We start from the raw sequence: 13,067 nt of genomic DNA, 5'->3' as shown, positions 1-13,067 counted from the left end.
AAATAATTAAATAAAAAGTAGGTAGGAGCTTAAGTGGAGACTTATTCTCAAGCAATGTCGCAACCGACCCAGTGGGCACAAGGCTTTAAAAAAAGCATTCCTGTCGCTATGGGTTATCTGCCAGCGGGTATCGCCTTTGGAGTGCTAGCGCAAGTCGCTGGTATTCCCATTTGGGCGACCATTATGCTAAGTTTGGTTTTATACGCAGGAGCGGCGCAGTACGCTTGTTTGCCTATGCTAAGTGCTGGGCTACCTGTAGGCAGTATCGCTACTAATATCGCGGCGATTAACTTGCGTCATGTGTTTTATGCTATGCCGTTGTTGCAAACGATGCCTAAGCAAAAACTTGCGAAGACTTATTGTTTATTTGCGCTGACTGACGAGACTTTTTCGGTGATGACTAGCCTGCCCATGGAGGATAGACAAACTTTGATGCTACCTATTAGCTTATTTAATCAAAGCTGGTGGGTGTTAGCATCCATTATCGGAGTGATGATAGGTAGCGCCCTCAACGACTTAGTGCCGCATTTAGATTTTGCTTTGGTTTGCTTGTTTGCGATTTTGGCTTATGAGCAATTTCAAAACATCAAGCGCTACTTCCCTATCGCTATCGCCATTGTCGGCTTGATATTAGCGTCATTATTTACTAGTGAGTGGCTATTATTGGTAGCTATTAGCCTTTGTATGGTGCTTATTTTATTGCGTGGCTTTTGGCTGCAGCATTTAGAAAAAGGAGGCGCGCATTATGACTAGTAGCTATCTGATTATCGCTACTTTTGCCATGGCAGCAGTGACCTTTATCACTCGAGCTATTCCCGCTTTGATTCCGCGCAAACTGCTCGATAAGCCTTGGCTGCATCGGCTTAATGAGAGCCTACCTCTTTCGGTAATGGTATTACTTATTTTGAGCAGTCTGTCCTATCAAGGTTTGTCGTTTAGCGATAATTTGGCTAGTCCCCAAGTGCACTTATTACTAGCGCAGCTTGGCGCTCTAGCTATGGTTTTATTAATCTATCATTTTAGTAAGCAATTACTCGTTAGCATGGTTGTCGGTATCGCTACAATAAATGCGCTACTTTGGGTATTTAGTCAGTTGTTGATTTAAAACGTCCTTTTTAAAAGACATACTTTTTAAAACTTGGTATTGAAATCAACACTAAAATCATAGCTATAAAAAAAGCTAGCTTCGATTCTTTAATAGAATAAAAGCTAGCTTTTTTGTAGGTGCACAAATACTATAAATATAAGTTAAAACAAAATTACAGCTCTTCTACGCCCATCATATCAACTGGAGTATCAGCGACGATTTGCACGCCTTTTTTACCTGTTTTAGCAGTATCATTACGCTGTTCTTGCAAATGATCAAGGTACGCTTCGTTAATTTGGCCAGTGACATAGCAGCCGTTGAATACTGCGCAATCAAAGCCTTCAACTTTGCTGTGTTTAGTATCTTTTACCGCATCGATTAAGTCATCTAAATCCTGAAAAATCAGGCGATCAGCACCGATAATCTTACGTACTTCCTCAACGCTATGACCTGAGGCGATAAGCTCGCTACGCACTGGCATATCGATACCGTAGACGTTAGGATATTTCACCGGCGGCGCAGCACTAGCAAAGAAGACTTTGCGCGCGCCTGCATCACGGGCCATTTGTATAATCTCATGACAAGTGGTGCCGCGAACGATAGAGTCATCGACTAACAACACGTTTTTGCCTTTAAACTCTAAGGGGACGGCGCTCAGCTTTTGACGCACCGACTTCTTGCGTTGCTGCTGACCTGGCATAATAAAAGTGCGACCGATATAACGGTTTTTCATAAAGCCTTCGCGGTATTTGACGTTCATCTTTAGTGCCAGCTCCATCGCCGAGGTACGCGAAGTATCTGGAATTGGAATGACCACATCAATATCATGATCCTCGCCCCATTCAGCGAGAATTTTATCAGCAAGTTTCTCACCCATACGCAGACGCGACTTATAAACTGAGATATTATCCATAATCGAGTCAGGACGCGCAAAATAGACATACTCAAAAATACAAGGAGTATACTCTTTTGGCTCGACACACTGATAGGTATGCAGATTGTGATTTAGATCAATAAAAATAGCCTCACCTGGTTTGACATCACGAATAATGGTAAAACCTGAACCAGTCAGCGCTACGGATTCTGAGGCTACCATGTATTCAGTGCCGCCATTAGCAGCCAAGCGCTCGCCAAAAACTAGCGGACGAATACCATTAGGATCGCGAAAAGCTAGCAGACCATGCCCTGTTATCAGCGCCACCACCCCATAAGCCCCTTCACAGCGATGATAAACAGCTTTTACCGCATCAAAAATATCATCAGCATTGGGATGAGTTTTCCCCAAATTTTGCATCTCATGAGCCAGTACGTTTAACAGTACTTCAGAGTCTGAGTCAGTATTTAGATGGCGACGATCCTCAATATAGAGCTCTTTTGCTAAGCTCTCAGCATTGGTCAAGTTACCATTATGAGCCAAGGTAATACCATAAGGCGAGTTTACATAAAAAGGCTGCGCCTCAGCACTGCTAGAAGTACCAGCCGTTGGGTAACGAACATGACCGATGCCAAACTTACCAACTAGTTTGATCATATGACGGTTCATAAACACATCACGCACCATGCCATTCTCTTTGCGCAAATACAAACGTCCCTCTTGCAAAGTGACAATACCTGCTGCATCTTGGCCGCGATGCTGTAGCATAGTTAAGCCATCATAAAGAATTTGATTAACGGGTTCATGAGCTGCAACCCCAACGACTCCACACATAGTTATGTCCTGTTTTGCATCAAAAGTGAGTAAGAAAGTAATAAAATAATCGCCGGTATCGACGGTTTAGCTAGAGGTGATAAAAATCAAAGCTTAGGTTTTGTAATGACCATTCATTTTATAATAAACATGAATTTTGTAATAAACACAGATTTTTTAATAAAACAGTATCGCTGTATCAAACTATTCTATCGCTATTAAGACTGATTAATCTGCCCCCAGGCGATACCCAGCATATCTGTCGCCAGCTCTTTACCCATTGGCGCATAAGTCATCAGCTCAGGAGCCAAAACTGAAGTCTGCCACTGTGGCAGCTGTACTAATAAAGGCGCGCTGATACTAAGCACCACTAACACCATCAAGACGTTCTTGGCTGCCCCTAGTACGCCGCCTGCCATCTTATCGACTACGCCAAGATTGAGCGTTTTTAGAGCGCTTGCAAAGACAAAAGCTAATAAATGCATTACAGCCAAAATCACTATCACCACCGATAAAAACGCCAAGGCCATCTGTAACACTGGGTTTTCGACTATCGAGGATAGCTGCGGAGCGATCGAGCTTGCCAAACGAGTAGCGGCAATTAGTGCGATAAACCAGCCCACTAGCCCTACCGCGGTCTTTATCAGACCCACCTGAAACCCGCGCCATAAACCGATGAGTACAATAACGGCAATCATAATATCTAGACCACTCATAACTATTGCCTCATGAATTTAATTGACTTAGGATAATAATTAAACACTTAATAATCATTCTTCTATAGCATCATAGTAGCCACCAATGGCTTGTATACAAGACTGTACTAATCCTGGACCGCGATAAATAAGACCGGTATAAATCTGCACTAAGTCTGCCCCAGCTTTTATTTTTTTGACAGCTTTTTCGCCACTATCAATACCGCCTACTCCTATTAGCGCGACCTTGTCGCCTAATTGATCGGAGAATTGTTGTAAGATTTGCGTACTAATGTGGCTGACTGGTCGACCCGATAAACCTCCAGCTTGGTCGCCATCGCGTAAATCCTCTACTCCGACTCGGCTCAAAGTGGTATTAGTGGCAATTAAGCCATCAATCTCAAAATCTAGTAACTGCTGCGAGATATAATCGACTTGTAGCGGCTCTAAATCAGGAGCAACCTTTAGTACTAAAGGCACATAAAAACCATATTCAGTCGCCAGTTGACTGTGGCGGTTTTTGATAGTGTCTAATAACTGTGTCAAGGCCTCACCACTTTGTAAATCGCGCAAATTTGCGGTATTAGGCGAGGAGATGTTGACCGTAATATAAGAGGCATGAGGATAAACGCGCTCTAAGCAATACACATAATCATCAGCTGCTTGCTCAACCGGAGTACTGGCATTTTTGCCAATATTAATCCCGATATTACCTTTATATTTACAACGTTTGACATTATCGATTAAATAATCCACGCCCTGATTATTAAAGCCCATGCGATTGATAATAGCGTCAGCCTGTCTTAAGCGAAATAGCCGCGGTTTTTCATTACCTACTTGCGCTCTAGGTGTTACGGTTCCTATTTCAATAAAGCCAAAGCCCAATTCAGCTAAAGCGTCAATATAATCGCCGTTTTTATCAAGTCCTGCCGCTAGTCCGACAGGGTTTGCAAATTGTAAACCCATACAATCGGTGGGCTGCATAGGCTGACCATATACCAAGCCCAAAGTACGGGCTTTGTGTGCTTTGTCTAATAAAGACAGCGTCATATCATGAGCGCGCTCAGGATCCATCTTGAATAAAAAAGGACGAAGTAAGGCGTAAGACATAGTGACAACAAACCCTGATTAATTAGTGAGTGGAAAAAAGGCAACACTGGTAGAACGCTGCGATTATATCAGCTTAGCTAAAATAACACTAAAGTTTCATAGGTTGAAATAAGCTTATCTAGAGAAGTATTAGCACTACAGTGAATTATTAAGGTACAGGGCGATTGTCAGTGAGCGCAATCCAGCCGCGAACGATGCGATATATATGCCAAATTAGGGTAAATGCAATAATAAGCAGCCCAAGACCGGTTAATAAAACACTGCCTATAGCGATGTTATTACTGCTCGCCGTCAGCCCTACGGCAAAACCGCCCACCGCAAATACTATCAATACTGAGCCAATAACAAACCAGACGATACTGTACCAAAAGGTTTTGATTTGCCAGTCAAAGTGAGTAGCTAACCAAGTCCCGTCAGCATCATGACGCTTAGCGTAGTTCATGACGATAGGCACGATCCAAAGCAATCCAGCGGTAAAGTAACTAAGCACATAGAGCAGATAAGTAAGGTGATTATAAGTAATTAAAGAGCGGCTTTTTTCTTCAGTAAGCCGCTGATTTTGCGATTGCCGCGACATCCCATAGCTGCTCTGTGAGCCGATAATGGAATCGTTGATAGTCGGCTCATTGTAGCCGGTAACAGGCTCAGTAGTTGGCGCTTTAGGGTGTTTATTAAGCTTAGAGTCAGAATCAGAATCAAAGTCAGAAGAATTATTCATATCAAATACCTATAACCAGCCATAGCCTCTAAAACTGTAATTGTGGCAGCTCAGTCTATTTTCAAGATGCAAGCATAGCTAAGAAGTAACTGTCGCTTGCACTTCAATCTGCTTACTATTGATATCTTGCTGCATAGATAATTGCGTGAACTGCCAGCCTTGCTCACTGAGCCTATCAAGAGCGGCGCTAATTAAGGCTTGACTAGGATGGCTAAAGCTAAATTGCACCGTATCGCCAACCGCCGCGACTTGAGCATTGTCAATTCCAGCATTACTCAATAACGAGTTGATACTAGTAGCAGGAGTGACTACCGTACCATCCGTATTAGCACTGATGGCATTGATATCGATATTACCTGCCTGCGAGCGTAACCAAAAATAATCCGCTACTTGCTGTTGGTACTGCTCTTTACTGTCTTTGGCCGCTTGGTTAACGCTATAACCGCCATAGCCGCCTACCAATAATAATAAAAAAGCGGCTAAAATAGCTAACGCCAATTGATCACGAGAAGATAGCGCTTGCCAGCGTGCCGATAGCGTCGATTGATAACGACTCAAGGACTCTGCAAAAGCACTGTTACTGACAGAAGAGTTTAAGCTATTTGAGGGTTTTCGCTTATTACGGCGCTGTAGTATATTCATCATTTAGTCTCTGTATTTTCTCGCGCATCTCAGCTTTTTTAGATCATCAAACTGCTGGCGGCATGCTTTCACTAGCACCTTTGACTATATCTACCGTTATCTGTCCACTAAACTGCCCTTGCTCGTTGCCGCTCACTTGTTGCAAATTGGCCGCTATTCCTTGATTCGCAAGGGTATTGGCAAATTCATCAAGGCTTGTGCGATTGGGCGCTATTAGCGTAAAGCTAAGCATATTTGGCTGCATCATTAGTGCCTGTGCTTGTAAAGAAGACTGTTTAATCAAAGGTGAGATACGCGCCAATACTGCCAGGTGTGATGCTGGCGCTTGGCTGCTGCTACGTAGTTTCGCGCTCATCTGCGTCTGTAATTGAGTACGCGGATTGAGACGATCTTCTGGAAACCACGACTGAAACTGGCTAGCAATAGCGGTTTGAGTCGCTTCGCTTGCAGCATTATAGCGATAGACTTGTAAGCCATCAGCGGCTATTTGTAGCACTGACGCTGACATAGCGACCATCGCTGCAACAAGTAAGTAAGGAGAGAGTTTGCTATCTGAGCTTTTGACAAAAAAGTTCAGAGCATGACGCTCAGCCCCTTCAATGGGCATAGGCTGAGTACTAAGGTCAGTTAATAGTATTTGCTGCTCTGCTAATAAGGCGCGGGTTTGAGTAGTAAGGTTGTTATTCGGTGTATTTGGAGGGATATCGATATCTGCTGAATCTACCTTCGATAAATCAATAGTTCCTGTATTTATGGATAAAGGATCTATAGTATTAGGTAACTCATTATTAGATAAGTCGTTATTAGATAAGTCAGAGGCTGATTGCTCTAAAGGCGCTACTAAGCAGACCTCGCTTAAGTAAGGCAAGCGCTCAAATACTAAAGGCAAATAGCTCACCGCCATGCCATGCTGCGGCGATTGACGCAACAAAGTAGTTTGAGTATCTTGATACATGACCACTTGCTGTCCGGCACCTTCTTCTGGCACGGGCAATAATAAAAAATCAGGCAGCAGCGCACTAATACTAAACCCTACTAAAGTCGCGCTTTGTTGCCACGACTCAATATCATCCTTCGCTAGTGCATAAAGATGATGGCTACTGCCATAGCTCTGTTGGCGCACAGTCAATTGCTCAACCGGAGCGATTGAGCTCTCTTCAAATAAATACTGCTTGCCACTATCTCCTAATTGCTTTAATTGACTGGCATTTAGCGGCGTCTCTATTTGTAGCAGATGAGTTGAAGGAAAATACAGACATAACTTTTTATCGAGGCCAGACTTGCTAACGGACTTATAGCCATAATAGTCATTATAGCTATCTTGTAGTTGCTGCCAGCCCATAACTGGTTGCCACTGTTTATTGGCAGCGTGCCAAACAAATAGTGGGCTATGTTGAGCTCTCAACCAAACGTGTAACAATACAGAAGTCCTTATGTCATCAGCCTACTGAGGCTATTTATCAATCACAACCTGATTTGATTATATCGAGATTACTATATTAAGGCTGCTTGGGTACAAAGCGATCAATCTCTTTTGCCATACCGGACATAACAAATTCCATCTCAAACACTCGTGCCTCTGCGAGCGAAAACGCTTCAGGACTAGTGCCAGTGAGCAGGCTGGCAAGATTGGCAACAATAGACATATGACAGACTACCACTAAGCACTGCGCTTCGACATGTCCAAGCTCTATCAAGGCAGCATTAGCATCATCGGCTGGGGTGATATTATCTTGTACAGTAGCCGGAATCTTCTTTGCAAAAACCTCTGCTGCTCGCGCCTGCAACTCGCTTAGCGTCTGCTGCGCTCTATCATAGGGGCTAACGACAAAATGATCCAGGCAATAATGCTGCATAACATAATCAGCAGTTTGCGCAGCTTGGCTGTGACCAAACTCAGTTAATTGTCGAGCGCTATCGGGATGAGTGTAATCTTCTGCTTGTCCGTGGCGCATAAGTATAATTTTCATAATAATCCTTTAGCTGTCTCTTATCTGCTCTAAAACGGCTACAGCTTTATTTAGCGTTGCTGTTATCGTCATCCTCGTTGCCACCATCATCGTCACTATCATCATCGCTAGCGGCGTTCATCTGCGCGCTTAAGGAGGCATTGCTATGATCGTGCGGCATGACAAACTCGACATCGCTGCGAAAGCCAGCTTCCATCAAATGCAGCGCCACGCCTAACGCCGCTTTATCTTCATAGATGACGGCATAAAGCGCGTGCGTAATAGGCATATAGATACCCATTTTAGTCGCTTTTTCGTGCACTTGCTGAATGGTGTTGACGCCTTCTGCGGTCTGTCCTAGTTTTTTGACCGCCGCATCGATACTCATGCCGCGCCCGAGCATATTGCCGATACGAAAGTTTCGGCTCAGCTCTGAGCTACAAGTAGCGTACAGATCGCCGACACCTGATAGGCCCAAAAAGGTAAGCGGATTAGCGCCCTCCTCAAGTCCAAAACGGCTCATCTCAGCCAATGCACGCGTTAGCAGCATGGCCTTAGTATTTTCGCCGACATCATAAGCCGCCGCCATACCCATAGCGATAGCATAGATGTTTTTGAGTGCGCCGCCAAGCTCAACACCGCGGATATCATCACTGGCAAATACTCTAAAAAAAGCACTGTGTAGCGCCGCTTGTACCGCATGACGCAAAGGCTCCGACTCACTAGCGATAACCGTGGCTGATGGCATGTTTTTCATGATCTCAACGGCAAGATTAGGCCCTGATAGTACGCCAAAATTGACCTCTGGTAGCTCATCTTTGATGATGTCGCTCATCATGGCAAAAGTGTCTTTTTCCATGCCTTTGGTAAGCGAAACAATAGACTGACCGCTGATAAAGGGTTTGATATTTTTGAGGGTCTCGCGAAAGGCGGAGCTTGGCACTGCCAAAAAGATAATATCTTTATCTTTGACTGCCGCCTCTAGCTCATAGCTGTATTTGAGGCGATCATCGAGCTTATAACCTGGCAGATACTTCTTATTCATCTGCAGCTTGGCCATAGATTTAACAGTACGCTTATTACGTACCCAAAGCGTAGTATCACAGCCGTTACGCGCAGCAAGATTTGCCATTGCGGTACCAAAACTACCACCGCCTAAGACCGTTAGACGTATTTTTGTAGGGTTCTTATGTATTTGATCCATTTTTTTGGCTACTGCCGCCTCAACTTTACTGGGATTTAATTTTTTGCGACCAAAGCCTGACTTTGCGGCTCGATCAAGGATACTAGCTAATAGGCCACTTGGTTTTGCGTCAGAATCATTATTAGCATCCGCAAGAGCTAACTGATCCTTTATAGTCGCTGCAGCGTTATCTTTGGCACTCTTACTGGCAGCCTTACTATCACGCTTCGCTTTTTTATCAGACGCAAGCGGTTTGTTATTATCATTATTAGAAGAGCTGGTCATAGACTTATATCCGTATTAAAAACACTAAACCTATTAAGTGAGTCGCTAATAATGGCCTTAACGCTCAAAGCGCAGCAGCGGTTCAATATCCATAGGTTTACGACGTGGGTTGTTTTTTGGACTGGTGCCAGTATAAACAAAAGCGGTGACATAATCATCATCGCCAACATCAAAATAAGCCTTTACCGCAGGCTCATTACACAATAGACCGGTGCGCCATACTGTGCTAAATCCTTGCGCCATTAGCGCTAATAGCAGGTTTTGTACTGCCGCTCCAGCGCTTAGCATCTGCTCAAAGGGCGGTACTTTTTTGTGCTCTTGCATTTTTGTCACTACAGTAATAATAACGGGTGCACGCATCGGCAGATTAGCGGTCTTGTGCCGTGTTTTGTCAGAGAGCTTATCGCCTTCTCTAGCCGCTTGCGCTTCTGCCGCCTCAAGTAAGGCTTGACCAAGCTGCTGACGCGCTTCGCCTTCGGTTACAATAAAGCGCCAAGGACGCAGTTTTTTGTGATCGGGCGCTGTGGCTGCACATTCAATTGCCATTCTAATTTGTTCATGAGTAGGAGCCGGCAGTTGTAGATTACCGATAGTACGTCTGGACTTAATCCAGTCAATAAGCTGCTCAGGGCTTGCAGTCATGGCACCCTTAACCTCGGCCTCATCTAATAGCTCTTCATCTTCAATATCGCCCTCTGCCATCAATGGCATATCTTGCTCATCTTCTTCGGTAATTAATCGCTCTTTAGCAGTGCTCATCGGTCATCCTTTTTTATATATCCATTATTATACTTATTGTTATGGTATCGAATGGGTTTTACCCTTTTATAACGCTATGTTCTCTTGAGTGTTGACAGGTAGTGAATGAGTCAGCTGTTCTTATTTTTTAAGCCACCTCATCAAGACGATGTTTCAGCTTTAGATAGTCCTCTGATTGCATCTCAAGTAAGCGCGAACGCGTACGCTCAATCTCAAAAGCGAGTTTTTCGCCTTGATATAGCTCAAGAATAGACTGCTCAGCACGTACCAAAAGCTTGACGCGGCGATCATAAAACTCATCGATAAGGTAGATAAAGCGGCGCGTAGGATCACGCAGATCATCATTTAACGCTGGGACGGCGTTGATCAAAACCGTACTAAAGCGATTGGCAATCTCAATAAAGTCAGCGGCTGAGCGCGGCTGCATACATAAATGACGAAAATCGCAGAATAAAATATCTTCTGTGCGCGCATTTATCTTAATCTCGCGACCATTGATAATAATAGGCTCGCTACTAATCTTAAGATTGTTCGACAAGCTAGCAAAGCGGTTAGCCAGCCAGTTGTGATTCTCACGCGTCATAGGCGACTTATAAAGCTCTGCTTGTTGCAGTACTCGCAAGCGATAATCGATACCTGAGTCGATATTCATAACAGTGCAATGCGTCTCAACTTCCTTAATAGCGGGCAAAAAGCGATCACGATGCAGACCGTCTTTATATAGACCTGCCGGCTCAATGTTTGAGGTCGCCACCAAAGTCACACCGCGATTGAACAGCATAGTGAATAAGTCGCCAAGTATCATTGCATCAGAGACGTTAGAGACAAAAAACTCATCAAAGCAGATCACAACTGCTTCTTTATGAATAATATCAGCAACCTTTTCTAGTGGATCGCTTTGGCCTTGCAGCTGATTGAGCTCTTTGTGCACTCGCTGCATAAAATGATGAAAATGCTGACGTATCTTACGCTCGATAGTTAGCGAGTCATAAAACATATCCATCATCCAGGTCTTACCGCGGCCGACACCGCCCCACATGTAAAGGCCTTTAGGCGCAGTAGGCTTAGCTTTTAAAAAACCGAAAAAACCCTTTTTTTCTTCAACTGTATTATTAAGCTTATGATAAAGATCATCAAGATAGCTCATGGCTAGGTATTGCTGTTCATCTCGGGAAAAGTCATCTGAGGCGATGGCTTGCTCGTAGCGCTGCAATGGAGATAATCTCATAATACGACTCATCATTTAACAAAACAAAAACAGGTGTTGTAACCGTCTACCCTTATCAGCTTATGTCTTTTACACTGAGATAATAAGGCTAGAGGCGTCAGAATAAATGATGTTCTATTACTTATAACTAGCAACGTAAGCTTGCTAAACATCTTTTATTCTCTAGGCCAACACGGCTAAGATACTAACTTAATAATTAGGTTAATAGCGAGCTTACTATAGCTCTATCTACGACTATTATATAGTACATTGCTCGCTATTCTTTAGACTGGTACTGCCAGTCATAGTTATATCCAAATCAATTTAAATAGTTACATTGATAATGTTGATAGTCAATATTATCAGTAGCACATTTTAGTCTGTAGAGCTGTGCTGCTCTAATAGTTTTTTTAGTTCGCTCAAACGCCCATGAAAAAAATGTCCGGCTCCTTCTATAATGCTGACTTTGAGACCCAAACGCTGAGCGAAAGCCTGCATATTATCAGGAGAGATGACTTCATCAGCATCGCCATAAATCTCAAAAGTCTTATCAGTCGGCAAACTAATATGCTCGCTATCATTTTTTTCAATGGAAGGGGAGATAAGCGCCACATTAGCAATCTCAAAGTCGCTTAAACCCCAAACATGCGGTGAGACGAGCAGTTGCTCAGCCACGCGCGCGGTAATATAACCGCCAAAAGAGAAGCCGCCTAACCATAGCTTGCGCGCATTGGTTTGTCCTGCAATCCATTGTAGCACGGTCATAGCATCGACCACTTCACCCTCCGCATAATCATGCTCACCTGTCGATTGTCCCACGCCGCGAAAGTTAAAACGCACCACGTGCATACCACTATCGCGGGCGAAACGGTACATCGTGGTCACGACTTTATTATTCATCGTTCCCTCAAATAGGGGGTTGGGATGACACAATAAGGCCACAGTATCGGTGTTAGAATCACAAGGATTATCTTGCTGCCAAAGCGCATCGACTTCGAGTACACCAGCAGGAGCGGGAATTAAAGGCATAATAATAACTACTGGTTAAAAAGGTGAAGTCAATTATCCTAGAATTAACTTATATTTCAAGTGATTTGCTGTTTCAATATCATCAGCTTAAGTATAACGCCTCAACAATAAACTGTAGAAACTGTAGAAACTGTAGAAACTGTAGAAACTGTACATACATTAAGTCTCTAGACGTTAAGAGTGCAAATGGGTTAACTTTATAAGCTTTACTAAGTACACTATTACCTTTACTCTCACCCTATCCACTTTGACTCACTTATAGCAAAGGACTGTCCCATGACTAGCTTTAACACTCATTCTCAAAGCACTAAATCTAATAACACCGGCTCCATTAAAAAAACAGCTTTTATAGCGACAACCATGATCGCAGCACTAGCTTTGAGCGCTTGTCAAAGCACGCCTTCCTCTCCTGTCATTCAGCGTGCTGACTCCACTTTTGAGACCACAGGGCTTGGCGATACCAAAATAAAAGCTCAGCAAAACGCTATCGATAGCGCCAATAAAACTTGCCGTAGCAAACAAGTCATCGTGGTCAAAGATACAGTCAAGTATAATGGCGTATTAGATGAACGTATGGGCCGCATGGTCGGACAGGCAGGCGCGGTATTAGGCACTATACTAGGTACTGGCTCCCCTGAGTTGTCGCGTGATGACGATTATGAATATACCATTAACTTTCGCTGCCAGTAACTTGTAACTACTTTATTTATCTTCAA

General features: G+C 43.7%; 14 protein-coding genes. 3 read left to right on the top strand and 11 right to left on the bottom strand.

Annotated elements, in window-relative coordinates; genetic code table 11:
- Positions 1-54: 54 nt before the first annotated feature.
- On the top strand, positions 55-753 hold the full coding sequence (locus M0N77_RS04635) for an AzlC family ABC transporter permease (RefSeq protein WP_353105569.1): 699 nt from the start codon (positions 55-57) through the stop codon (positions 751-753).
- The gene (locus tag M0N77_RS04630; RefSeq protein ID WP_353103955.1) at positions 746-1,105 is read left to right on the top strand and encodes an AzlD domain-containing protein; all 360 of its coding nucleotides are present in this window, start codon (positions 746-748) and stop codon (positions 1,103-1,105) included. Before M0N77_RS04635 ends, M0N77_RS04630 begins: the two co-directional genes overlap by 8 nt.
- Positions 1,106-1,259: 154 nt before the next feature.
- Here M0N77_RS04630 and purF read toward each other — a convergent pair whose 3' ends face one another.
- The 11 genes from purF to M0N77_RS04575 form a co-directional block, all read right to left on the bottom strand.
- Positions 1,260-2,795, bottom strand: coding sequence for an amidophosphoribosyltransferase (gene purF / locus M0N77_RS04625; protein ID WP_353103953.1), 1,536 nt, complete (start codon positions 2,793-2,795; stop codon positions 1,260-1,262).
- Positions 2,796-2,992: 197 nt separating this feature from the next.
- A complete protein-coding gene (locus M0N77_RS04620; protein ID WP_353103951.1) occupies positions 2,993-3,490 on the bottom strand; it encodes a CvpA family protein in 498 nt (165 codons plus the stop codon).
- Positions 3,491-3,544: 54 nt separating this feature from the next.
- A complete protein-coding gene (locus tag M0N77_RS04615; RefSeq protein ID WP_353103949.1) occupies positions 3,545-4,579 on the bottom strand; it encodes a quinone-dependent dihydroorotate dehydrogenase in 1,035 nt (344 codons plus the stop codon).
- 148 nt (positions 4,580-4,727) lie between these two features.
- On the bottom strand, positions 4,728-5,297 hold the full coding sequence (locus M0N77_RS04610) for a hypothetical protein (RefSeq protein WP_353103948.1): 570 nt from the start codon (positions 5,295-5,297) through the stop codon (positions 4,728-4,730).
- Between the two features lie 78 nt (positions 5,298-5,375).
- On the bottom strand, positions 5,376-5,942 hold the full coding sequence (gspM, locus tag M0N77_RS04605) for a type II secretion system protein GspM (protein WP_353103946.1): 567 nt from the start codon (positions 5,940-5,942) through the stop codon (positions 5,376-5,378).
- 43 nt (positions 5,943-5,985) lie between these two features.
- On the bottom strand, positions 5,986-7,281 hold the full coding sequence (gene gspL, locus M0N77_RS04600) for a type II secretion system protein GspL (protein ID WP_353103944.1): 1,296 nt from the start codon (positions 7,279-7,281) through the stop codon (positions 5,986-5,988).
- A 157-nt stretch (positions 7,282-7,438) separates the two neighbouring features.
- Positions 7,439-7,909 (bottom strand): phosphohistidine phosphatase SixA, encoded by a 471-nt coding sequence (gene sixA / locus M0N77_RS04595; protein WP_353103942.1) that lies wholly within the window; start codon positions 7,907-7,909, stop codon positions 7,439-7,441.
- Positions 7,910-7,955: 46 nt separating this feature from the next.
- Entirely contained in the window at positions 7,956-9,356 is a 1,401-nt protein-coding gene (locus M0N77_RS04590; RefSeq protein ID WP_353103940.1) for an NAD(P)H-dependent glycerol-3-phosphate dehydrogenase, read from the bottom strand.
- Positions 9,357-9,413: 57 nt separating this feature from the next.
- Positions 9,414-9,998 carry a nitroreductase gene (locus tag M0N77_RS04585; protein ID WP_353105568.1) on the bottom strand — a complete coding sequence of 195 codons (585 nt, stop codon included), beginning with the start codon at positions 9,996-9,998 and terminating at the stop codon, positions 9,414-9,416.
- 244 nt (positions 9,999-10,242) lie between these two features.
- Positions 10,243-11,343: a cell division protein ZapE gene (zapE, locus tag M0N77_RS04580; RefSeq protein ID WP_353103938.1), complete on the bottom strand. Its 1,101-nt coding sequence runs from the start codon at positions 11,341-11,343 to the stop codon at positions 10,243-10,245.
- 354 nt (positions 11,344-11,697) lie between these two features.
- Complete coding sequence (locus M0N77_RS04575) at positions 11,698-12,351, bottom strand: alpha/beta fold hydrolase (protein WP_353103936.1); 654 nt, start codon at positions 12,349-12,351, stop codon at positions 11,698-11,700.
- Positions 12,352-12,711: 360 nt separating this feature from the next.
- Here M0N77_RS04575 and M0N77_RS04570 point away from each other — a divergent pair, with 360 nt between their 5' ends.
- Positions 12,712-13,041 (top strand): hypothetical protein, encoded by a 330-nt coding sequence (locus M0N77_RS04570; RefSeq protein ID WP_371834217.1) that lies wholly within the window; start codon positions 12,712-12,714, stop codon positions 13,039-13,041.
- Positions 13,042-13,067 lie beyond the last annotated feature (26 nt).

It is taken from the genome of Psychrobacter sp. AH5, from assembly GCF_040371085.1.
Lineage (GTDB): Bacteria > Pseudomonadota > Gammaproteobacteria > Pseudomonadales > Moraxellaceae > Psychrobacter.
Note: the sequence above shows the minus strand (reverse complement) of the source record. Positions and strands in the feature narration are given on the sequence as shown.

Bases quoted from the DNA above. Each gene is read 5' to 3' on its own strand.
- M0N77_RS04635 (WP_353105569.1), top strand. From the start codon at position 55: ATGTCGCAACCGACCCAGTGGGCACAAGGCTTTAAAAAAAGCATTCCT.
- M0N77_RS04630 (WP_353103955.1), top strand. From the start codon at position 746: ATGACTAGTAGCTATCTGATTATCGCTACTTTTGCCATGGCAGCAGTG.
- purF (WP_353103953.1), bottom strand. From the start codon at position 2,795: ATGTGTGGAGTCGTTGGGGTTGCAGCTCATGAACCCGTTAATCAAATT.
- M0N77_RS04620 (WP_353103951.1), bottom strand. From the start codon at position 3,490: ATGAGTGGTCTAGATATTATGATTGCCGTTATTGTACTCATCGGTTTA.
- M0N77_RS04615 (WP_353103949.1), bottom strand. From the start codon at position 4,579: ATGTCTTACGCCTTACTTCGTCCTTTTTTATTCAAGATGGATCCTGAG.
- M0N77_RS04610 (WP_353103948.1), bottom strand. From the start codon at position 5,297: ATGAATAATTCTTCTGACTTTGATTCTGATTCTGACTCTAAGCTTAAT.
- gspM (WP_353103946.1), bottom strand. From the start codon at position 5,942: ATGATGAATATACTACAGCGCCGTAATAAGCGAAAACCCTCAAATAGC.
- gspL (WP_353103944.1), bottom strand. From the start codon at position 7,281: ATGGGCTGGCAGCAACTACAAGATAGCTATAATGACTATTATGGCTAT.
- sixA (WP_353103942.1), bottom strand. From the start codon at position 7,909: ATGAAAATTATACTTATGCGCCACGGACAAGCAGAAGATTACACTCAT.
- M0N77_RS04590 (WP_353103940.1), bottom strand. From the start codon at position 9,356: ATGACCAGCTCTTCTAATAATGATAATAACAAACCGCTTGCGTCTGAT.
- M0N77_RS04585 (WP_353105568.1), bottom strand. From the start codon at position 9,998: ATGACTGCAAGCCCTGAGCAGCTTATTGACTGGATTAAGTCCAGACGT.
- zapE (WP_353103938.1), bottom strand. From the start codon at position 11,343: ATGAGATTATCTCCATTGCAGCGCTACGAGCAAGCCATCGCCTCAGAT.
- M0N77_RS04575 (WP_353103936.1), bottom strand. From the start codon at position 12,351: ATGCCTTTAATTCCCGCTCCTGCTGGTGTACTCGAAGTCGATGCGCTT.
- M0N77_RS04570 (WP_371834217.1), top strand. From the start codon at position 12,712: ATGATCGCAGCACTAGCTTTGAGCGCTTGTCAAAGCACGCCTTCCTCT.